Here is a 21,681-nt window from a genome sequence, read left to right as displayed (position 1 = left end):
CCCCGCCCCCGGGGGGGGGGGGGGGCGGCGGCCCGCCCCACCCCCTTAACCCCCCCCCCCCCGAAATCCCCCCCCCGCCCCCGCGGTAAAACCCCCCCCCCCCCCCCGCCCCCCTGCCCCCCCCGCCCCCCCCCCCCACGGCCGGGCTCAGCCCGCGGGCGCCGGTTCCACCGGCGCGGACTCCTCGGTGGATTGCGGTGCTGCGCTCCGGTTTTCGGGGCGCAGGCCGACCATCGCCGCGAGAATCGTTGCGGCACAGGCTCCCGCGCCGACCCAGAAGGCGACGGCGAACTGGCTCTCCTGCGGGAGCGGCAGGTGCGGAAGCAGTTTCGCGGTCAGCAGCGTGGTGATGATCGCGCTGCCCAGCGAGCTGCCGACCGTGCGGGAGATGGAGTTGATGCCGTTGGCGATGCCGCTCTGATGATGCGGGACCGCACCGGCGATGAGTGCGGGCATGGCCGCGTACGCCAGACTGATCGCCGCACCGACGATCACGCCGCCCCCGATCACCGAGGCGGTCGAGTCGTGCGCGAGCGCCAGCCAGGCGAAGCCCGCGAGCCCGACCGCACCGGCCAGCGCGAGCACCCGGCGCCCGCCGACCCGTCCGACCAGCATGCCGCCGATCGGCGCGGCGGCCATCGACGCGAGCGCGGTGGGCAGCAGGTACTCCACCGAGGCGCGCAGGATCGACGCCTCGAATCCGTACCCGGCCAGGTGCTTCGGCATCTGGGCCAGGTACGAGATGCCCATGAACAGCAGGAACATCGAGAAGCCGACGAACATCCCGGCCAGGTTGGTGAACAGCACGGGGCGGTGGGTGAACATCTTCAGGTCCACCAGCGGCGCCGGAACCCTGCGCTCGGTGAGCACCCACGCCACCGCGAGCACGGCCGAGGCGGCGAAGCAGCCCAGCGTCGCGGCCGATGTCCAGCCCCACTCGTGGCCCTGGGAGATCGGCAGGAGCAGCAGGATCAGGAAGCCGCCCAGCGTGATCGCGCCCGGCAGGTCCACGCTGCCCGGATGCCGCTTCCCGGTGGCGGGCACGGCGACGGCGGCCGCGATCAGCGCCACCACCGACAGCGCCGCGGTGAACCAGAACACCACGTGGTAGTCGGGGTCGGAGCCCTTGGTGAGCAGACCGGTGGCCACCAGGCCGAGCCCGCCGCCGAAGCCCAGCGTGCCGCTGACGATCGCCATCGCGTGGTGCAGGCGGGCCGCGGGGACCTCCTCGCGCAGCATCGCCAGCGCCAGCGGGAAGATCGCGGTCGCGACGCCCTGCAGGGTCCGCCCGGCCAGCAGCACGCCCAGCGAATCGGCCAGCGCCGACACCGTGGAGCCGACCGCGGCCACCACCAGCACCGCCAGCAGCGTGGGCTTCTTGCCGTAGAGGTCGCCGATGCGGCCCAGCAGCGGCGTGCACACGGCCGCCGACAGCAGCGTCGCCGTCGTCACCCAGCTCACCGAGGTCGTGGACACCCCCAGCTCGGTGGCGATCAGGCCCAGGATGGGGACCGCCTGGGTCTGCATCACCGTCACGATCATCGCCGCGAATGCGAGGACGCCGGTCAGCAGCGAGCCCTTTCGCTCCATCTCGGAAACCTCCCAGAAGCTTGAACACGCATATGTTTGAAGTATTCAAGCATCTAAGGATTCAATGATCGCGGTTGTCAAACGCAGCGGTAGGATCACCCCTATGAGCCCGGCCACAACGCAGAGCACGCTCGCATTGCTGATATCGCGATTCGTCTCCGCGTATCTGCACGACTTCCTCACCGCCGCAGAGGATCACGGGCTGACGCTGACACAGGCGAAGCTGCTGCTGGCGCTGAACGAGCCGCCGGACGAGCTGCCCATGCGGGTGCTGGCCGGGCGGCTGGCGTGTGATCCGTCCAACCTGACCGGTGTCGCGGATCGGATGGAGGCGCGGGGGCTGGTCCGGCGCACGGTCAATCCCTCGGACCGGCGGGTCAAATACCTGGCCGCGACGGAGCAGGGCCGGGAGCTGGCCGCGCAGATCCGCGGCTCACAGGTGCGCGCCTACAAGGCGCTGGCGGAGCTGGATCCGCAGGAGGAGCGACTCCTGGAAGGCATGCTCGAGCGCCTGGTGCCGAAGCTGGAGGCCGACACCTCCCGGTAACGGCTCAGGCGGTGAATCGGCCGGTGGCCAGGGCGTTTTCGCGATGCCGGTCGGGGAATCCCGGGCCCAGCCGCGAGGACACCTCGCCGTGCCGCAGCGGCTCACGGCAGTGGGCGCAGACCACCTCGGCGTGGGTGTCGTGGTCGCAGGTGTCGTGGTGCAGCACGACCGGGGGACCGGCCTCCGGGGCGACCCAGCGGTCGCCCCAGCGCATGACGGCCAGCAGCACCGGGAAGAAGTCGCGGCCCTTCTCGGTGAGCCGGTACTCGTAGCGGGGCGGACGGTCCTGATACCGCACGCGGTCGAGCATGCCTTCCTCGGTCAGGCGGGTCAGGCGCTGGGTGAGGACATTGCGGCTGAGCCCGAGCACCCGCTCGAAGTCGTCGAAACGCGTTGTGCCGTAATAGGCCTCGCGCAGCACCAGCGGCGTCCACCAGTCGCCGATCAGGTCGACGGTGCGGGCGACCGAGCAGGGCCAGGTGGCGAAGGTGGTGCGCTTCATGCGTCGACAGTATCGAGGCGGGCGGGGACGTACTTGTGCCACGGGGTGCCGACCCACTCGTCGCGGGAGTCGTACTCGGTCAGTTCGTTGGGGGCCGCGCCACTGGTCAGCACGGTGCCGTCGGGGTCGGACACCGTGAGCCCCAGGCCGTTCGGCAGGGACAGGTGGCCCGCGCGCATCCGGTCGGTGGGCTCGACCGCGACCTCGGTGCTGCCGCGGCGGGTGGTCACGCGGACCCGGTCGCCCGCGGACAGGCCCAGCCGCTGCGCGTCGGCGGTGCTGATCCGCAGCGCGCCGCCGCCATCGCGCTTGCGCCAGTGCGGGTCTCGCATGATCGTGTTGGCGGTGAAGGCCCGGCGCTCGCCCGCGGCCAGCACATAGGGCCACTCGTCGTGGGTGTCGGGCTCCGGGAGGGTGGCGACCACCTCGAGGAGTTCGGGGATGTGCAGCTGAACCCGGCTGTCGCGCAGGCGCTTCCACGTCTCGTCGACATCGTCGTCGGTGATGACCACGCCGTGCTTGCCGGTGAGAATCGCCTCGAACAGGCGCTCCCCGGCCTCCGGACCCGTCCCGTACCCGGCGCGTTCGACTCCGCGCGGGTTCTTGCGGGCGCAGTTGTAGGCCGCGGCCCACAGCATCGCGGCCGCGTCGGCGCCGTCGGGCAGGGTCGGGCCCAGCGTGCGATACAGCATTACCGGTGCGAGTTTCGCCTTCCGCCGATCGGACAGCAGGCCCAGGAAGGCCATGGCGAAGGCCTCGCGGCCCTGGGCCAGGGCCTCCCGCAGCGGGGCGTAATCGTCCTCGCCCACGGCCCCGGCGGCCTCGGCCAGCCGGGCGTGGATCTCAGGTTCCGGCAGCACGCCCTCGGGGGCGGGCAGGACGGGGTGGCGCAGGTGGAAGACGTTGCGCGGGAACTCGAAATTGAAGAATGTCGCCTCGTACTTCTCGAACTGGGTCGGTGCGGGCAGCACGTAGTGGGCCAACCGCGCGGTCTCCGTCATCGCCACGTCGACGACCACCACGAGATCCAGTGCGGCCAGCGCCTCGCGCATCCGGGCCGAATCCGCCAGGGAATGCGCGGGATTGGCGCTCTCGACGAACATGGCGCGGTAGCGGGCCGGATGATCGGTGAGAATCTCCTCGCTGATCACATTGCACGGCACCAGGCCGCTGACGATCCGCGCCCCGGCCACGGGGCTGCGCGGGCCCGAGTCGGCCGGGTGGCCGCGGTCGTGGCCGAGGGCGGCCAGGCCCGAAAAGGCGTACTGGGTACCGGGTTTGCCGAGATTCCCGGTGAGCAGCCACACCAGCTTCTCCACGTAGCTGACCACCGTCGAGTAGCGGTTCATCTGGACGCCGAGGTCCTCGAGCGCGGCCACCGACCCCGCGCGTGCGATGCGGTGGGTGGCGGCGGTGACCAGGCCGAGGTCGACATCGGCGACGGCGCAGTACCTTTCGATCGGCACCGCGCGCAGCACCGCGAGCACCTCGTCGAGCCCGTCGGCGTGCTCGGCCAGCCACTCGTGCGCGACGAGGTTGTCGCGCACCAGGATTGCCGCCATCGCGGTGAGCAGGTAGACGTCGGTACCGGGGCGCAGCTGCAGGTGGTAGTCGGCCAGTTCCGCCGTCTCGGTGCGCACCGGGTCGAGCACCACCATGGAGCGGTCCCGATCGCGGGCGATCTCCTTGAGCACCGAGCGGGCGCGCGGGAAGCCGTGCGACTGATAGGGATTCTTGCCGACGAACAGCGCGACCTCGGCGTGCTCGATATCCGCGCGCACGGGGTGCCCGGCCATCCGCGCGCCGACCCAGAAGTCGCCGGTCTTCTCCTGCGCCAGCGCGCTGGAGCGGTAACGCATGCCGTAGGCGGCCATGGTGGCGGGGGCGTAGGCGCCGCCGAGGTGATTGCCCTGGCCGCCACCGCCGTAGTAGAAGATCGACTCGCCACCGTGCTCGGCACCGATCCGTGTCAGGCGCTCGGAGATCTCGGAAATCGCCGTGTCCCAGTCGATCTCCTCGAAGCCGCCGTCGGCGCGGCGGCGCAGCGGCGCGGTCAGGCGGCCGGTGCGCCCGTTCTGATAGTGGTCCAGCTGCAGCGCCTTGTTGCAGGTGTACCCCGCGGAGGCCGGATGCAGCTTGTCGCCGCGGATCTTGTCGAAGGTTCGGCCGTCCGGCCCCACCAGGACCTGGATGCCGCAATTGCACTCGCACAGGATGCACGCCGTGGGCTGCCACTCCGTCATGGCTGGAGCGTACGCCGGTGAGTTCACAAACGCTACCCACTATCGGGCACGAAACACCGACGAGTTTCCCCGGCGGATGTCGTCTCAGCTGGTGAGCGTGCCGAAACCTACCGAGGAGCCACCATGTCCTACACCTTCAAGCCCGGTGATCCCTGCTGGACCGAGCTGTACACCTCCGACCCCGACGCTGCCATCGAGTTCTACGGGCGGCTGTTCGGCTGGACCGCCGAGCGGGCGGGCGAGGAGTTCGGCGGCTACATCACCTTCCGCAGGGACGGCGACGCCGCCGCGGGCGGCATGCGCAACGACGGCAGCGACGGCGCCCCCGACCAGTGGACGGTCTACCTGGCCAGCGCCGACGCGCGGGCCACCGCGGATGCCGCGGCCGCGCGCGGGGGTCGGGTGATCGTCCCGCCGATGCAGGTGGGGGAGCTGGGCAGCATGGCGATCCTCGCCGATCCCGGTGGCGCCGGGGTGGGCGTGTGGCAGCCGGGCGTGCACACCGGGTTCGGCGCGCTCGGCATCGTCGGCGCCGGGGACTGGACCGGTCATGTCGGCGCCGCGTCCTGGTTCGAGCTGAAGACCCCGATCTACGCGGACGCGCTGAAGTTCTACGGTGAGGTGTTCGGCTGGCAGGACCCGTTCACCATCGCCGATACCCCGGAATTCCGGTACACCACAATCCATTCCGAGACACCGATGCTGGCCGGGGTGATGGACGGGGCGGCGTTCCTGCCCGCCGGGGCGCCGGGTGGCTGGGAGGTCTGCTTCGGCGTGGCCGATGTCGATGCCGCGGTGCAAACCGTGGTGGACCTGGGCGGCTCGGTGGAGCGACCGGCCGAGGACACCCCGTACGGCCGGATGGCGGGCGTCGCCGACCCCACGGGCGTGCGATTCGGCCTGGGCGGCAACAAGTCCTGAGCCGTGCCCGAGCGGCGAGGTCAGCGGCGGCTCGCTGCGATCGCGAGTCGTGCCGCGGGCAGGGCGGCGGAGCGGTCGTCGCCGACGAGGCCGATGCGGGTGCGGCGGTCGAGCAGGTCGTTCTCGTCCAGCGCGCCCTCGTGCGAGACCGCGTAGGCGAATTCGGCGCGGAGCACGTCGATTCCGGGCGCGACCGGTTCGGCGAGCGCCGGATCGCGGTGGGCCAGTTCGCCGATCGCCTCGGCCTCCGTGCCGTAGCGTTCGATGAGCAGCGGCGCGGCGGAGATCCGGTCGCGGGCGGCGCCGGATACCGCCCCCACCAAGGGAATTCGCTTGGTGGTGCAGGGGGAGGCGCTCAGTCCGGCATGGGCCACGGCCGCGTCGACGGCGTCCTCTGCCATCTGCCGATAGGTGGTGAGCTTGCCACCGACGACGGTGATGGGGCCGCCGGGGGAGTGCAGCACGGCGTGCTCGCGGGAGATGTCGGAGGTGTTGTCGCCGCCGGTGCGCAGCAGCGGCCGCAGCCCGGCGAAACTGCCTCGGATATCGGTGCGGTGCAACGGTTCCCGCAGCACGGTATTCACCGTGTCGAGCAGGAAATCGATCTCGGTGTCGGTCGGCCGGGGCTCGTCGGGCACCGGTCCGGGGGCGTCCTCGTCGGTGAGGCCGAGATAGACCCGTCCGTGCGCGGCCGGGAAGGCGAAGACGAAGCGGCTGGTGCTGCCCGGGATGGGCACGGTGAGCGAGGCGCTCAGGCCGCCGAACGCGGCGGCATCGAAGACCAGGTGGGTGCCGCGGCTGGGTCGCAGTTCGATGCTCGGATCGACCCGATCGGCCCAGACGCCGGTGGCATTGATGACCGAACGCGCTCGCACGGTGAGGGTTTCGCCGGTGAGCGTATCGCGCAGCTGCGCCGAATCGCCGGTGACCTGCCGGGCCTCGACCCGGGTGAGTACGGACGCGCCGTATGCGGCGGCGGTGCGCGCGATCGTCACGACCAGCCGCGCGTCGTCCACCAGCTGCCCGTCCCAGGCGAGCAATCCGCCGCGTAAACCGTTGCGGCGCAGCGTCGGTGCCAGCCGCAACGCCTCGGCGGCGGCGACCCGGCGCGAACGCGGCAGGACCGCCGCCGGCGTTCCGGCCGTGCGGCGTAGCACATCTCCGGCCATGAAACCCGTACGGACCAGGGCCTTTTGGACCCGTCCGACCTCCGGAAGCAGCGGAACGACCTGGGGGATCGGCCGGGTCAGGTGTGGCGCGGTGGTGGTGAGCAGGACATCGCGCTCCACGGCACTCTCGTGCGCGATGCCGACCCCACCGCTGGCCAGATACCGCAACCCGCCGTGCACGAGCTTCGAACTCCACCGGCTGGTCCCGAACGCCAGATCGTGCTTCTCCACCAGCACCGTCCGCAGCCCCCGCGCCGCCGCATCCAACGCCACCCCCACCCCGGTAACCCCACCCCCCACCACCAGCACATCAACAACCCCACCCGCCCCCAGCTCCCCCCACTCCCGCCACCGCCGCCCCGCATTGAGCGCGGAATCCCCACCTTCCCGCACCCCCTGCGCGTCCCCGCACCCCTTGCGAGGGCCAGGAGGGGGTGCGGGAACGGATAAGGGGTGCGGGAATTCGGGAGTGTTCATGTGAGGCGTTCTCCGTTGTCGGGGAGGAGGTAGCCGTCTATGGCGCGGGCCAGTTCGGCGTCCAGGTGGTGTTCGTCGAGGAGGTTGCCGACCATGGCGGCGGATTGGACCGCGGATTGGGCGATCAGCAGGAGCATGGTGGCGAGGTGTTCGGGGTTGCCCTCGCGGATGGAGCCGTCGCGGTGGCCCTCGCGGATCACGGCGGCGAACAGCAGGATCAGCTCGCGCTGGTTGCGGCCCAGACGGCCGAAGACGTAGGTCAGCATCAGGTCGGTGTCGGTGCGGAAGATCTTGGCGAACAACGAATTCGCGCGCAGCATCGCGGCACCGGCGACCACCCCCTCGACCAGGCGTGCACGCGCACTACCGCCGGTGGGGATCGTCTGTCCGACGATGCCGCGCATCTCCCGCACCAGCAGCTGGGCGATCAGCGAGCGGGTATCGGGCCAGCGCCGGTAGACCGTCGGGCGGCTCACCCCGGCGCGGCGCGCCACCTCCGTGAGCGTGGTGCGGCGCACCCCGAACTCTTCGACACAGGCCCGTCCCGCGTCCAGGATCGCCAGGTCGACGCTCGACAGCTCGTCGGCATCGTTCGTGTGCATCGAGTGTCACCACCGGGTTGTGGGCGCGACCGTGCCGGTCCGCCGGGGCCTTCGTTACTGCTTGACATTCTATGTCAGACTGTAACGCATGGTCGACACACAGCAGCAAGCGTCGTCGGGAATGCCGGGCGGGTCGGCGTCGCGCCCGAGTATGGTGTGGGACGCCTGGGGCATTCCGGCCGGTCACGCGCCGCTTCCGGAGCGGATTCGCACGCTGCTGGCACAGGTTTTCGGGGTGTCCGGTGAGCCGGTGGCGCGTCGCGATGAGGGCGATGTGCCGCTCCGCGACTCGACGCTGACGGCGGCCCAGCTCGCGGAGTTGTCCGCGGTGGTCGGCGCGGGTCACGTGTCGGTCGACCACCGGGACCGGCTCCTGCACGCCGGTGGTAAGAGCACCCCCGATCTGCTGCGCCGCCGGGCCGAGGGGCCGCAGGACGCCCCCGATGCCGTCGTCTTCCCCGGCGATCACGACGAGGTGCTCGCGCTGCTGACCCGATGCGCCGACGCCGCGATCGCGGTCGTGCCCTTCGGCGGCGGCACCAGCGTCGTCGGCGGTGTGGACCCCGCACGCGGACGCTTCGATTCCGTTGTGGCCGTGGATCTTCGGCGGCTGGACGGGGTGAGCGAGATCGATCCGGTGAGCGGCACCGCCACCCTGGGCGCCGGGCTCACCGGCCCGCAGGCGGAGAAAATCCTTGCCGAGCACGGGCTTTCGCTCGGCCACTTCCCGCAGAGCTTCGAATTCGCCAGCATCGGCGGCTTCGCCGCGACCCGCTCGTCGGGCCAGGCGTCCGCCGGATACGGCCGCTTCGACGACATGATCCAGCGGCTGCGGATCGCCACCCCCAGCGGCACCCTGGATCTCGGCCGCGCCCCGGCGTCGGCGGCCGGTCCGGACCTGCGCGAGCTGTTCGCCGGGTCCGAGGGCGCTCTCGGCGTGATCACGGAGGTGACGCTGCGGGTGCATCCGGCGCCGGAAACGGTTGCCTACCAAGCCTGGTCGTTCCCGGACTTCGCCACCGGCGCGACGGCCCTGCGGACGGTGGTGCAGCAGGGCGCCGCACCGACCGTGCTGCGGCTGTCCGACGAGGCCGAGACCGGGCTCAACCTGGCCCGCTCCGGTGATGTGGGCGGCAGCGCGGTGACCGGATGCCTGGCGATCACGACGTTCGAGGGCACCGCCGCCCACGTGGCGGCGCGCAGCGCCGAGGCCGCTGCGCTGCTCGAAGCCGCGGGCGGTACGGCGCTGGGCGAGCAGCCTGCGCGGGAATGGGAGCACGGCCGGTTCGCCGCACCGTACCTGCGAGATGCGCTGCTGGACGCCGGAATCCTCTGCGAGACCTTGGAAACCGCGACCAGCTGGGCGAACCTGGCCGTGCTCAAGGCGAAAGTGACGGCGGCGCTGACGGATTCGCCGGCAGCCCAGGGCACCCCGGCGCTGGTGATGTGCCACATCTCGCACACCTACCCGACCGGTGCGTCGCTGTACTTCACCGTCGTGGCCAAGCAGCTCGACGATCCGATCACCCAGTGGCTGCGGGCCAAACGGGCCGCGGGCGATGCCATCGTCGCGGCCTCGGGCACCATCACCCACCACCACGCCATCGGCGAGGACCACCGGCCGTGGATGCCCGACGAGATCGGCGACCTGGGCATCCGGGTGCTGAGCGCGGTCAAGCAGGCGGTGGATCCGGCCGGAATCCTCAACCCGGGCAAGCTGATTCCCGCTCCGCCCGCGACAGGATCGAGTGTCGGCGAGATGCGGTCATGAGCGAGCCGACCGCCGGTAGGTTCTCGGCATCGGAAAGGTCCGCCGCGCGGCCGAATTCGGATTCGGTGGCGGAGGAGGATGCGTGAGCGCGATCGAGTCGGTGCTGCTGGTGACCAATCCGCTGTCGGGTCAGGGGCGGGGGCTGACCGCGGCGGCCGTCGCGCGGGCGCGGTTCGCCGAGCGCGGCGTGCAGGTCACAGAGATCCGGGGCGATACGGCCGCCGAGTCGGTGCGACTGGTGCGCGCGGCCGTCGGCGGCGGGGCGGCACCGAACGCCGTGGTCTGCGCGGGCGGGGACGGGCTCGTGTGCCTGACCCTGCAGGCGATCGCCGAATCCGGTGTGCCGCTGGGGCTGGTCCCGGGCGGCACCGGCAACGATCTGGCCCGCGAACTCGGAATTCCGGATGACGACGCGGTGGCCGCCGCGGATATCGTGCTCGACGGCCGTACTCGCTCGATCGATCTCGGCACGGTCGAATCCGGCACGGTGACAGCCGAATACGGTGGGCCGCTGCGGTTCGCGACGGTCACCGGGACCGGTTTCGATGCGCGAGTGACGTTGCGCGCCAATCGGATGCGCCGTCCCAAGGGGTCGTTGCGCTACACCTTCGCCGCACTCGCCGAGCTTGCGGGCGGACTGGCGGTGCCGTATCGGATCGAATTGTCCGGTGTGCCGGGGCAATCGGACTCCGTCGTCGAGACCGAGGCGGTGATGGTGGCGGTCGGCAATACCCGCACCTACGGCGGCGGCATGATGATCTGCCCGGACGCCGTCCTCGACGACGGGCTGCTCGACCTCACGGTGGTCGGGGTCATGTCCCGCCTCGAGATGCTGCGCATGCTGCCCGCATTGTCGTCCGGAAAGCGCATCGATCACCCCGCCGTCACCCAATACCGTGCCGCCACAATCACATTGACCGCCCCGAACGTCCCGGTCACCGCCGACGGCGACCCGGCCGGAGCCCTACCCGCCACCTTCCGCGCCCTCCCCGCCGCCCAACAGATCCGCATCCCCTGAATCCCCGGCCAAAAGCATGCCGGGGAATTGAGGATGGCGCCGCGCCGTGTAGGGAAGTGCGGAGCCGCGCTGTGGGCGAGAGTGCGGAGCCGCGCTGTGGGCGAGAGCGTGGAGCCGCGTCGGAGATGTGCGTGGTGCGTAGTAGGGCCGCGCTGGAGGGCGTTTCTCAGCCGAGGGCTACCTCTGAGCCGCGGTGGAGGGTTATCGGGGCGGTGTTGCGGGCGGATTCCTTGGTGATGCCCTTGGCGGCCGGGTTCGCTTGTTCCAGTTGGGGTTTGCGGTCGAAGAGGGTGCGGGTGAGGACGCAGGCCAGGTTGGCGTCGAGGTCGTCGCGGACCAGGAGCAGGTTGGGGACCACGATGGTCGGGACGTCGGCGCTCAGGCCGTAGACCGCCGCCGGGATCACGCCCTGTTCGTAGCCGGGGTTGACCTTGCGCAGCTCGCTCAGCTGACCGGAGATGTCGAGGAAGCGCACGCGGTCGCGGGCGGTGGTGAACAGGTCGGTGACGCCGGGCGTGGGCAGGCCGCCCGACCACACCATCGCGTCGATGGAGCCGTCCTTCATCCCGTCGACGGTCTTGGTGAGATCCAGTCGCTGCGCGGCGATATCGGCGTCGGGATTCAGTCCCGCCGCGGCCAGCAGCCGGTTCGCGATGACCTCGGTGCCCGACTTCGGCGATCCGGTGGACACCCGCTTGCCTCGCAGGTCGGCCACCGAGTTGATACCGGCACCCTCGCGCACGATCACGTGCGTGTAGTTCGTGTAGATCCGCGACAGCGCCTGCACCGGCTGCTTGCGGCCGTCGAAACTGCCGGTGCCGAGCACGGCGTCGGCCGCGGTGTCGGCGAGCGAGAAGGCGACCTGATAGGTCCCCGCGACCAGCTGCTGGATGTTCTGCACCGAGGCGCCGGTCTCCGCGGCGGTGGCCTTGACCTTGCCGTCGGTGGCCGCCGCCAGCTGTTCGGCGTAGGCGTTGCCGAGCGCGAAGTACACGCCGGTGGCATTGCCGGTGGCGATGCCGACCCGAACCTCCTGCGGCACTTGACAGGTCACCGTTCCCCCGGAGTCGGTGGTGGCATTGTCGCGCCTGCCACCGCATCCGCTGAGCAATGCGGCCGACACCGCCACCGCGACGACAATGATTGCGGCTCTTCTCATGTCACTCTCCTCCGGCGGGAAACGCGCGGATCGCCGACCGGCGCCGCGTCAGCAGTGCCACCACGGCCGACCCGGCGAGCAGGCCGGATCCGGCGGCGGCGGTGAGGGGGCTCGGGTACAGCAGCGTCAGCCCGGCCGCGGCGGCGAGGATCCGGGCCGCCGGTCCCGCCGGACCGATGCCGTACATCCAGCCGCCGGTGGCGACCGCGAGCGCCGCCACCGCCAGCGCGGTGACCGCCGAGACGGCGAGAACGTCGAGTACGGCGCCGCGGCCGAGCAGATGCTCGCCCGAATCGGTCAGCACGAACACCACCGGCACCAGGAATGCGGGCAGCGCGTAGCGCAGCGCCTGCCACATGGCGGCGACGGCGCGCGCCCCGGTGATGGCCGAGGCACCGACCGCGGCCAGCGCCGTCGGCGGCGTCACCTCCGACAGCACCGAGTAGTAGAAGGTGAACATGGCCACCGCGGGCGCGGGCACCCCGAGCTGGATCAGCGCCGGTCCGATGATCGCCCAGCCGATCACGAACGAGGCCGTCACCGGCACCGCCAGGCCGAGCAGCGCCAGCGCGACCGCCGCCAGCACCACCGTGCAGGCGAGTACCACGCTCGCATTGTCCGATACCGCCGAGGCGATCCGGATCAGCAGCGAGGCGAGCTGCGCGCCGAGTCCGGTCTTGGTGGTCATGGCCGTGATCACCCCGGCCGCCGCGCACACCGCCACCACCGGCAGCGCCGAACGCACACCCACCGACAACGACCGCAGCACCCCGGTCCCGAACTCGCGCACGGAGATTCGGCCGACCCCCGAGGAGAGCCTCCGGCGCACAAGACGATCCGCGACCGCCAACACGAAGGTGAGCACGGTCGCATACACCACGGCCCGGGTAGCACTGACCCCGACCAGCAACAGCACCACGATCGCCACCAACGACAGAAAGTGATACCCGAACAGCCCCAACAACTTCCACACCGGCCGCGGTGCCCCTGGGACGTCGCCGGAGTCGTGCAGTACGCCCGCGGCGTGCAGGCGGCGGGCGTCGATTTCGACCGCGAGCAGGATGCCGAGGTAGTACAGGACCGTGGGGATGGTGGCCCAGCCCAGGACGGTGAGGTAGGAGACGTTGAGGTATTCGGCGACGATGAATGCCGCGACGCCGAGCGTCGGTGGCGACAGGATCGCGCCGACCCCGGCGGCCGCCAGCAGTCCCGCGCCCTGGTCCGGGCGGTAGCCGGCGCGGCGCAGGATGGGCCAGGTGACGGCCCCGACGCTGACCGCCGTCGCCGTGCCGGACCCGGACACGGTACCCAGCAGAAAACCCGAGGCGACCGCCGTGCGCCCGGCCGCACTGCGCGAACGCCGGAACAGCGCCACCGACAGATCGACGAAATACTGTGCCGCACCGGAGAATTCGAGCGCCGCGCCGTAGACGGTGAACAGCACGATGTAGGTCGCCGCGACATCCAGCGGCGTCCCGTAGAACCCGCTGCCGGAGTTGTAGAGGGCGTCGACGATCTGATCGAAGTTCAGTCCCGCGTGCGCGATGGTCCAGTGTTGCGGGAGCAGGCCGCCGTAGTACCCGTAGGCCAGAAACAACAGGCACACCCCGGGCAGCACCCATCCCGTGGTGCGGCGGCACGCCTCCAGGATCAACAGCAGCAGCACCGCGCCCATCGCGACGTCGACCGGTTCGAGCAGGCCCTGCCGGTTCAGGAAGGCGTCATAGCCGCCGCCTCCGGTGCCGATCGCCCACGGCAGCACGGGATACAGGCACACCACCAGCGCGACCGCGGCCAGTGCCCAGTCGAGCGGGCCCGGTCCCGCGCGCCGGTCCAGCCACCGCACCCCGGACCGATACGACACGAACACCAGCGGCAGCGCCCCCGCCAGGAACAGCACCAGGTAGTACTGGCTGCCCTGGGGCAGCGGCCGGAACACCTGCCACAGCGCCAGCACGGCGAGCGCGAACGCCCCTACCGCGACCACCCGCTCCGGAATCCCGGTCAGCGGCCGCGCGGGCCGCTCCTGATCGTCCGCGCCCAACTCCGCCGGTGTGACGGGCGCAACGCGGACGGACATGGCGAGACGATAGCAACGCCGGGGCCACCGATCGTGCCCATTGCGAAATCTGGTTTCCGCCGAATGACCAGCGCAATCCTCACTCTGCGAGGTTCGGATTCAAGAGCATCCCTCGACATTCACGAAGTGGAGCCGAGACGCTCAGGAGGAGAAGGAGATTGCCCGCAGGCCCGAGACCGTCGTGCGGTCGAGAACGACCACGGACGCGGGGACCGGACGCGGCGGGGCGCCGGTGGTGACGTCGCCGACGATCCGGCGCCAGCGGGAGTAGTGCAGGGCGAAACTGATTCTGCTCACGCGGCGGCCTCGCGCGCGCTGACCGGCCTGTGCCGCCTCGGCGGGCACGTCGATCATGATGATGTGCACGTCGCGGCCGCCCTGCGCGGCCCAGGACGCGATCAGGCGGCGCACCCACCGGCGGGTCCCGCAGTCGTGCACCACCACCGGCGTGGGGGCCCCGTGCAGCGCGCGGCGGATGCGGCGGTAATGGGTGAGGTGCACGATCGGCAGCCACAGCGCGTACGGCAGCAGCCCGAGCCGGCGGTGCCACCAGTTGCGCGACTGCTGCGAATCCACGAGCGTCGCACCGCCGTGCTCGACCGCCTCCAGGGCCGTGCCGACATCGCCGAACAGGCGGCGTAGCGCGGTGCTCTTACCCGCCCCCGGAACCCCCGTGAAGATCACGGCAGCCGTTGCCGGATAACGCAATTCATCGACGGCGCGCCCCCGCAGATCGTGCACCGTGTCGGGGGTGACGATGTGCGGATCGGGCGAGACCAACTGGCCGGATTCGAGCGGAGGGTTCATCCCTTCCAGACTCCCGGCCGGAAACCCGTTCTGCAACAGGGAATACCCTGATTTCGCGATGTCCCGGAAACGGCAATATCCTTTGCCGGATTCGCCGCGGTGCGGCACCGTCGTCCCCATGATCGAGACGAGATACGACGTGGTGATCGTGGGTGGCGGGGCGGCGGGCCTGTCGGCGGCCCTGGTGCTGGGGCGGTCGCGCAGGCGGGTGGCGGTGGTCGACGCGGGCGAGCCGCGCAACGCCCCGGCCGAGCATATGCAGGGCTTTCTGTCCCGGGACGGGATGCCTCCGGCGGAGCTGCTGGCCGCCGGACGGCGCGAGGTCGCCGGATACGGGGTCGAGCTGATCGGCGATCGCGTGATCGGCGCCGCGGGCGGAGGCGGAGCTGTTCGAGCGGGCCGCCGCCGGGATGCCGATGCGGCGGGCGGCACCGATCCCGAATTCGAGCTGCGCCTGGCGGGCGGCCGGACGCTGCGGGCGCGGCGGGTGCTGGTGGCCACCGGCCTGCGCGACGAGCTGCCGCACCTGCCGGGCGTGCGCGAGCGCTGGGGTCGCGACGTGCTGCACTGCCCGTACTGCCACGGCTACGAGGTGACCGACCGGCCGCTGGGCCTGATCGGCGGCACCGAGCCGGGCGCCCTGGCCCGCGCGGTGCACTTGGCGCTGCTGCTGCCGCAGTGGTCCGACGATGTCGTGTTCTTCCCGCACACCATGACCCTGACCGGCGACGAGCGCCGCCGCATCACCGGCCGCGGCGTGCGCATCGTCGACGGCAAGGTGACGCGGCTGATCGTCGAGGACGATCGGCTGCGCGGGGTCGAGCTGGCCGACGGCAGCGCGGTGCCGCGGGCGGCGGTGTTCCTCGGGCCGACCTTCGTGCCCGACAACACCGTGCTGTCCGCGCTCGGCTGCGACCTGTCCGAGGCCGGGTGGGTGGTCACCGATCCCTCGGGACGCACCTCGGTCCCCGGCGTGTGGGCCGCGGGGAACGTCACCAATCCGGGCGCGCAGGTCATCACTGCCGCGGGAGCGGCCTCGGCGGCAGCCATCGCGCTGAATGCGGACCTCGTGGAGGAAGACTCGGCTGGCGGCTGAACCCGGACCCCGTTTTTTGGGCGCGGGCACACACTCGCCGCCCGTGTTTCGGGCTGTTTCCTGAAACGGGACTGAGGAGCAAAGCCGCACCTACGCAACGGATTCGGGCAAAACCTGAGAATTGCATATGGATTGGTCGAGGTCGTGGAAATCGACGGTAGGCTGAGTGTCGTGGGCGGGGTTTTCGGTGTCCCTCATCCGCCGAAAACCCCGCTCTTCGACTGTGTAGCCCCAGTCCTTAGAATCTCACGGTGACCAGCGCAGCCTCTGAGAACCCACGTGATCGTGCCGACGCCCTCCCCAAGAGCTGGAACCCCAGCGAGGTGGAGGCAGACCTGTACGAGGGCTGGGTAGGCGCCGGTTACTTCGCCGCGGACGCCACCAGCGCCAAGCCGCCGTACTCGATCGTGCTGCCCCCGCCGAACGTCACCGGCAACCTGCACATGGGTCACGCGTTCGACCACACCCTCATGGACCTGCTCACCCGCCGCAAGCGCATGCAGGGCTACGAGGTGCTGTGGCTGCCCGGCATGGACCACGCCGGTATCGCCACCCAGAACATCGTCGAGAAGCAGCTCGCCGTCGACGGCAAGTCCAAGGAGGACTTCGGGCGCGAGCTGTTCATCGACAAGGTCTGGGACTGGAAGCGCGAATCGGGCGGCACCATCCAGGGCCAGATGCGCCGCCTCGGCGACGGCGTTGACTGGAGCCGCGACCGCTTCACCATGGACGACGGCCTCTCGCGGGCGGTGCAGACCATCTTCAAACGCCTCTACGACGCCGGGCTCATCTACCGCGCCGAGCGGCTGGTGAACTGGTCGCCGGAGCTGCGCACCGCCATCTCCGATATCGAGGTCAAATACGACGACGTCGAGGGCGAGCTGGTGTCGCTGCGCTACGGCTCGCTGAACGACGACGAGCCGCACGTGATCGTGGCCACCACCCGCGTGGAGACGATGCTCGGTGATACCGCGATCGCCGTGCACCCCGACGACGAGCGTTACAAGGAATACGTCGGCACCACGCTCTACCATCCGATCACCGGCCGCCGGATCCCGGTGATCGCCGACGACTACACCGATCCCGAATTCGGTACGGGCGCACTGAAGATCACCCCGGCGCACGACCCCAACGACTTCGAGATCGGCCTGCGGCACAACCTGCCGATGCCGACGATCATGGACGAGACCGGCCGGATCGCCGGTACCGGAACCGAATTCGACGGCATGGACCGCTTCGAGGCACGCCGGAAGATCCGCGAACGCCTCGAGGCCGAGGGCCGCGTGGTCGGCCGGAAGTTCCCCTACATCCACAGCGTCGGCCACTCCGAGCGCAGCGGCGAGCCGATCGAGCCGCGGCTGTCGATGCAGTGGTGGGTGAAGGTCGAATCGCTGGCGAAGGCCGCCGGGGACGCGGTTCGCAACGGCGACACCGTGATTCATCCGGCGAGCCAGGAGCCGCGCTGGTTCGCCTGGGTCGACAACATGCACGACTGGTGCATCTCGCGCCAGCTGTGGTGGGGCCACCGCATCCCGATCTGGTACGGCCCCGAGGGCGAGATCGTCTGTGTCGGACCGGACGAGCAGGCGCCCGAGGGTTACGTGCAGGACCCGGACGTGCTCGACACCTGGTTCTCCTCCGGCCTGTGGCCGTTCTCCACCATGGGCTGGCCCGAGGCCACCCCCGAGCTGGCGAAGTTCTATCCCACCAGCGTGCTCGTCACCGGCTACGACATCCTGTTCTTCTGGGTGGCCCGGATGATGATGTTCGGCATGTTCGTCGCCGACGACCCGGCCATCACGGCGGGCAAGGAGCCGGGCTCGGTGCAGGTGCCGTTCCGGGATGTGTTCCTGCACGGCCTGATTCGCGACGAGCAGGGCCGCAAGTACTCCAAGTCGAAGGGTATCGGCATCGATCCGCTGGAGTGGATCGACGAATACGGCGCCGACGCAACACGATTCACCCTCGCCCGCGGCGCGCAGCCCGGCAGCGACCTGTCGGTGGGCCCCGCGCACGTGCAGGCGTCGCGCAACTTCATCACCAAGCTGTTCAACGCGACGAAGTTCGCCTTGATGAACGGGGCCTTTGCGGGTGATATTCCGGCCCGCGACATCCTCACCGATGCCGATCGGTGGATTCTGGATCGGCTGGAAGAGGTTCGCGCCGAGGTGGATTCGGCGTTCGACCGCTACGAGTTCGGCAAGGCGTGCGAGGCGCTGTACCACTTCGCGTGGGACGAACTGTGCGACTGGTACCTGGAGCTGGCGAAGGTGCAGTTCGCCGAGTCACAGGAGCGCGCCGCGAGTACCCGCGTGGTGCTCGGCAGCGTGCTGGACGCGCTGCTGCGGATGCTGCACCCGGTGATCCCGTTCGTCACCGAGACGCTGTGGCGGGCGCTCACCGGCGGCGAGTCGGTGGTGGTCGCCGCGTGGCCGCAGGCCGCCGGTATCGCCGCCGACGAACGCGCCGCCCGCCGCATCGCCGACGCCCAGAAGCTGATCACCGAGATCCGCCGCTTCCGCAGCGATCAGGGCCTCACCGACAAGCAGAAGGTGGCCGCCCGGCTGGTCGGCGTCGACACCGCCGACCTGACCGGACTCGGTGCCGAGATCGCGTCGCTGGCCCGCCTCACCGAGCCCGGCGACGGCTTCTCCGCGACCGCGTCGGTGGAGGTCCGGCTGTCGGCCACCACCGTGACGGTGGAACTGGACACCTCCGGCACCGTCGACCTCGACGCCGAGCGCCGCCGCCTGGAGAAGGATCTCGCGGCTGCGCAGAAGGAACTGGCGGGCACCACCGCCAAGCTCGGCAACGAGGCCTTCCTGGCCAAGGCGCCCGACGAGGTGGTGGCCAAGATCCGCGCCCGCCGGGAGGTCGCCGAATCCGAAGTGGCGCGCATCGGCGCCCGGCTCGACGAGATCGGCAAGGCGGGCAAATGAGCGGCGCGGACGGGGGCAACGCCGAGCCGGAGCGGCAGCGCGGCGGGGAACAGCGCCTGCACTCCGGACCGTCACCGGTCGATCTCGCCGAAATGGCGCTCGTCGAGGCCGAACTCGATCAGCGCTGGGGCGAGACCAAGATCGAGCCGTCGCTGACCCGCATCGCCACGCTGATGGATCTGCTGGGCTCCCCGCAGCACGGGTATCCGGCCATCCACGTCGCGGGCACCAACGGCAAGACGTCGGTCACCCGCATGATCGACGCGCTGCTGGGCGCGCTGCATCGGCGCACGGGCCGCTTCACCAGCCCGCACCTGCAGCTGGCCACCGAGCGCATCGCCGTCGACAACGAACCCATCAGCCCCGCCCGCTACGTCGAGATCTATCGCGAGCTGCAGCCGTATCTGGAGATGATCGACCAGCAGTCGCAGGCGGTGGGCGGACCGCGGATGAGCAAGTTCGAGGTGCTGGTCGCCATGGCCTACGCCGCCTTCGCCGAGGTGCCGGTGGACGTCGCGGTGGTGGAGACCGGGATGGGCGGCACCTGGGACGCCACCAACGTCATCGACGGCCAGGTCGCGGTCGTCACGCCGATCGGGCTCGACCACACCGACTATCTGGGGCCGGATCTCGCCTCGATCGCGGGGGAGAAGGCCGGGATCATCAAGAAGGCCGCCGAGGATCCGCTGGTTCCGCGCGAGACCGTGGCCATCATCGCCGAGCAGGAGCCGGAGGCGATGGAGGTGCTGCTGCGGCGCACCGTCGAGACCGACGCCGCGGTGGCCCGCGAGGGCGCGGAGTTCCGGCTGCTGTCGCGGCGCATCGCCGTCGGCGGCCAGGTGCTCGAGATCCAGGGCCTGGGCGGGGTGTACGACGAGATCTTCCTGCCGCTGCACGGCGAGCATCAGGCCCGCAATGCGGTCGTGGCGCTGGCCGCGGTGGAGGCGTTCTTCGGCGCGGGCGCGCAGAAGCAGCTCGATATCGACGCCGTCCGTGCGGGATTCGCCGCGGCGATCAGCCCGGGGCGGCTGGAGCGGATGCGCAGCGCGCCGACCATCTTCCTCGACGCCGCCCACAATCCGGCGGGTGCGAGGGCGCTGGCGGCCGCGCTCACCGACGAGTTCGACTTCCGCAAGCTGGTCGGTGTGGTCGCGGTGCTGTCGGACAAGGACGCCGCCGGTATTCTGCGGGCACTGGAACCGGTGTTCGATGAAATCGTGGTCACCACCAACGGTTCCCCGCGCGCCATGGCCGTCGACGATCTCGCCGATCTGGCCGTGCAGACCTTCGGTGACGAACGCGTCGTCACCGCCACCACCCTCGCCGACGCCGTCGAATCCGCGATCGCCATCGCGGAGGAGGCCGGGGAATCCGGGGAGCCGGTGTCCGGTGCGGGGATCGTGGTCACCGGTTCGGTCGTCACCGCGGGGGCGGCGCGCTCCCTGTTCGGAAAGGATCCCGCATGAGCGAGAAGGCGCCTCCGCCGCCCGCCACCGATCCGTGGAAGGGGCTGCGCGGCGTCATGGCCGGGTCGCTCGTCCTCGAGGCCATCACCGTGCTGCTGGCGCTGCCGGTGGTCGCGGCCGTCGGCGGCGGGCTGAGCTGGTGGTCGATCGCCTTTCTGGTGGGGCTGGCGGTGCTGATGATCCTCGGCGCCGGGCTGCAGCGGCGGTCCTGGGCGCTGCCGTTCAACCTGGGACTGCAGGTGGTGGTGCTGCTGGGCGGGTTCATCCACGCGTCGCTGCTGGCCATCGGAGTGATCTTCGCCGCAGTCTGGGCGTTCATTCTCGTGCTGCGCTCGGACGTCAAGCGCCGGATGGACCGGGGCATGCTGCCCAGCCAGCGCATGCAGCAGGGTTCTTGACGGCTTCGGTTCGGAATACCGTGCGTACGCCGGTTACAGTGTCGCCGTGACTGAGCAGACGTTGGTACTCATCAAGCCCGACGGCGTGGCCCGGGGCCTGATTGGTGAGGTCATCACCCGCATCGAGCGCAAGGGACTGAGGTTCGCGGCACTGGAGCGCAAGCAGGTCTCCGAGGAACTCGCCGCGGCCCACTATGCCGAGCACGCCGACAAGCCGTTCTACGCCTCCCTGATCGAGTTCATCACCTCCGGCCCGGTGGTCGCGGCGGTCCTCGAGGGTCCGCGCGCCATCACCGCCTTCCGCCAGCTCGCCGGCGGCACCGACCCGGTCGAGAAGGCCGTGCCGGGCAGCATCCGCGGCGACCTCGCCCTCGAGACCCAGTTCAACCTCGTCCACGGCTCCGACTCGCCCGAATCCGCCAAGCGCGAGATCGCGCTCTGGTTCCCCGAACTCACCCAGTAGGCACCCCCGGAGAGCGTCGATGGCGAAGGCCCGGCGCCCGGTATGGGATACTGGCACTGGATGTGATCGATGCCCGCCGTTTGCGGTGGGTGACGAAAGCACCCGATGGCACCGCGGTTCGACGCCGATCATCGCTGCCCCCGGACGGTTCCAAGACTCGGCTGTCCGGCCGGCACGCTGGATGAGCGCTCGGGTCCCGGTGTTGAAGCCAACAGCCAGGCGCCGCGTGACCAGTTAGCCCGACCGACGAACGACAAGGTGATAACGGGGCACGCGGGGCGAGACCATAGGACCTCGCGCCCCCGCGGCGTGAGGCGAACGGACAGTGCCCCCGCGTCGGCCGCGTCCCAACCCCGACGGGGGGGGCGCGCCCCGGGGGCCCGGGGGATTTGGTGGGCGGTCAAGAGGCGCAGGGTAAGTCGCAGAGCAAAGG

At 70.6% G+C, this 21,681-nt stretch carries 17 protein-coding genes; 9 read left to right on the top strand and 8 right to left on the bottom strand.

Features of this window, described 5'->3' with window-relative positions:
* Positions 1 to 147: 147 nt before the first annotated feature.
* Positions 148 to 1,590, bottom strand: a complete 1,443-nt coding sequence (locus QH290_RS28720) for an MFS transporter (protein ID WP_280386319.1) — start codon at positions 1,588 to 1,590, stop codon at positions 148 to 150.
* Positions 1,591 to 1,693: 103 nt separating this feature from the next.
* Between QH290_RS28720 and QH290_RS28715 the strand changes: the two genes are divergently transcribed.
* Complete coding sequence (locus QH290_RS28715; RefSeq protein ID WP_280267906.1) at positions 1,694 to 2,137, top strand: MarR family winged helix-turn-helix transcriptional regulator; 444 nt, start codon at positions 1,694 to 1,696, stop codon at positions 2,135 to 2,137.
* A gap of 4 nt (positions 2,138 to 2,141) precedes the next feature.
* Here the strand turns inward: QH290_RS28715 and QH290_RS28710 are convergent, their stop codons facing one another.
* Positions 2,142 to 2,639 (bottom strand): winged helix-turn-helix transcriptional regulator, encoded by a 498-nt coding sequence (locus tag QH290_RS28710; protein WP_280267905.1) that lies wholly within the window; start codon positions 2,637 to 2,639, stop codon positions 2,142 to 2,144.
* Positions 2,636 to 4,882, bottom strand: coding sequence for a molybdopterin-dependent oxidoreductase (locus tag QH290_RS28705; RefSeq protein ID WP_280386317.1), 2,247 nt, complete (start codon positions 4,880 to 4,882; stop codon positions 2,636 to 2,638). Before QH290_RS28705 ends, QH290_RS28710 begins: the two co-directional genes overlap by 4 nt.
* A 123-nt stretch (positions 4,883 to 5,005) precedes the next feature.
* Here QH290_RS28705 and QH290_RS28700 point away from each other — a divergent pair, with 123 nt between their 5' ends.
* Positions 5,006 to 5,803, top strand: coding sequence for a VOC family protein (locus QH290_RS28700; RefSeq protein ID WP_280386315.1), 798 nt, complete (start codon positions 5,006 to 5,008; stop codon positions 5,801 to 5,803).
* 20 nt (positions 5,804 to 5,823) lie between these two features.
* Here QH290_RS28700 and QH290_RS28695 read toward each other — a convergent pair whose 3' ends face one another.
* Both QH290_RS28695 and QH290_RS28690 read right to left on the bottom strand, forming a co-directional pair.
* Entirely contained in the window at positions 5,824 to 7,365 is a 1,542-nt protein-coding gene (locus tag QH290_RS28695) for a glycerol-3-phosphate dehydrogenase/oxidase (RefSeq protein WP_280267902.1), read from the bottom strand.
* An 80-nt stretch (positions 7,366 to 7,445) separates the two neighbouring features.
* Positions 7,446 to 8,051, bottom strand: a complete 606-nt coding sequence (locus tag QH290_RS28690) for a TetR/AcrR family transcriptional regulator (RefSeq protein WP_280386313.1) — start codon at positions 8,049 to 8,051, stop codon at positions 7,446 to 7,448.
* 151 nt (positions 8,052 to 8,202) lie between these two features.
* On the opposite strand from QH290_RS28690, the gene QH290_RS28685 reads away from it, so the two are divergent.
* Both QH290_RS28685 and QH290_RS28680 read left to right on the top strand, forming a co-directional pair.
* A complete protein-coding gene (locus QH290_RS28685) occupies positions 8,203 to 9,822 on the top strand; it encodes an FAD-binding oxidoreductase (RefSeq protein WP_280386323.1) in 1,620 nt (539 codons plus the stop codon).
* Positions 9,823 to 9,904: 82 nt separating this feature from the next.
* Positions 9,905 to 10,840 (top strand): YegS/Rv2252/BmrU family lipid kinase, encoded by a 936-nt coding sequence (locus QH290_RS28680; protein ID WP_280386311.1) that lies wholly within the window; start codon positions 9,905 to 9,907, stop codon positions 10,838 to 10,840.
* A gap of 166 nt (positions 10,841 to 11,006) precedes the next feature.
* Here the strand turns inward: QH290_RS28680 and QH290_RS28675 are convergent, their stop codons facing one another.
* The 3 genes from QH290_RS28675 to QH290_RS28665 form a co-directional block, all read right to left on the bottom strand.
* Complete coding sequence (locus QH290_RS28675; RefSeq protein WP_280386309.1) at positions 11,007 to 11,999, bottom strand: TAXI family TRAP transporter solute-binding subunit; 993 nt, start codon at positions 11,997 to 11,999, stop codon at positions 11,007 to 11,009.
* A gap of 1 nt (position 12,000) precedes the next feature.
* Positions 12,001 to 14,079, bottom strand: coding sequence for a TRAP transporter permease (locus tag QH290_RS28670; RefSeq protein WP_280386308.1), 2,079 nt, complete (start codon positions 14,077 to 14,079; stop codon positions 12,001 to 12,003).
* Between the two features lie 141 nt (positions 14,080 to 14,220).
* Positions 14,221 to 14,886: an AAA family ATPase gene (locus tag QH290_RS28665; RefSeq protein WP_280267897.1), complete on the bottom strand. Its 666-nt coding sequence runs from the start codon at positions 14,884 to 14,886 to the stop codon at positions 14,221 to 14,223.
* A 121-nt stretch (positions 14,887 to 15,007) separates the two neighbouring features.
* On the opposite strand from QH290_RS28665, the gene QH290_RS28660 reads away from it, so the two are divergent.
* From QH290_RS28660 to ndk, 5 genes are all read left to right on the top strand, one after another.
* Entirely contained in the window at positions 15,008 to 15,982 is a 975-nt protein-coding gene (locus tag QH290_RS28660) for an NAD(P)/FAD-dependent oxidoreductase (protein WP_280267923.1), read from the top strand.
* A 251-nt stretch (positions 15,983 to 16,233) separates the two neighbouring features.
* Positions 16,234 to 18,921, top strand: a complete 2,688-nt coding sequence (locus QH290_RS28655) for a valine--tRNA ligase (RefSeq protein WP_280386306.1) — start codon at positions 16,234 to 16,236, stop codon at positions 18,919 to 18,921.
* Entirely contained in the window at positions 18,918 to 20,387 is a 1,470-nt protein-coding gene (gene folC, locus QH290_RS28650) for a bifunctional tetrahydrofolate synthase/dihydrofolate synthase (protein ID WP_425303661.1), read from the top strand. The genes QH290_RS28655 and folC overlap by 4 nt, the downstream gene beginning before the upstream one ends.
* A complete protein-coding gene (locus QH290_RS28645) occupies positions 20,384 to 20,785 on the top strand; it encodes a DUF4233 domain-containing protein (RefSeq protein ID WP_280267895.1) in 402 nt (133 codons plus the stop codon). The genes folC and QH290_RS28645 overlap by 4 nt, the downstream gene beginning before the upstream one ends.
* 46 nt (positions 20,786 to 20,831) lie before the next feature.
* The gene (gene ndk / locus QH290_RS28640; RefSeq protein ID WP_280267894.1) at positions 20,832 to 21,248 is read left to right on the top strand and encodes a nucleoside-diphosphate kinase; all 417 of its coding nucleotides are present in this window, start codon (positions 20,832 to 20,834) and stop codon (positions 21,246 to 21,248) included.
* Positions 21,249 to 21,681: the final 433 nt, after the last annotated feature.

Source organism: Nocardia wallacei (genome assembly GCF_029869545.1).
GTDB lineage: Bacteria > Actinomycetota > Actinomycetes > Mycobacteriales > Mycobacteriaceae > Nocardia > Nocardia wallacei_A.
This window is presented reverse-complemented; position numbering and strand designations above follow the sequence as displayed.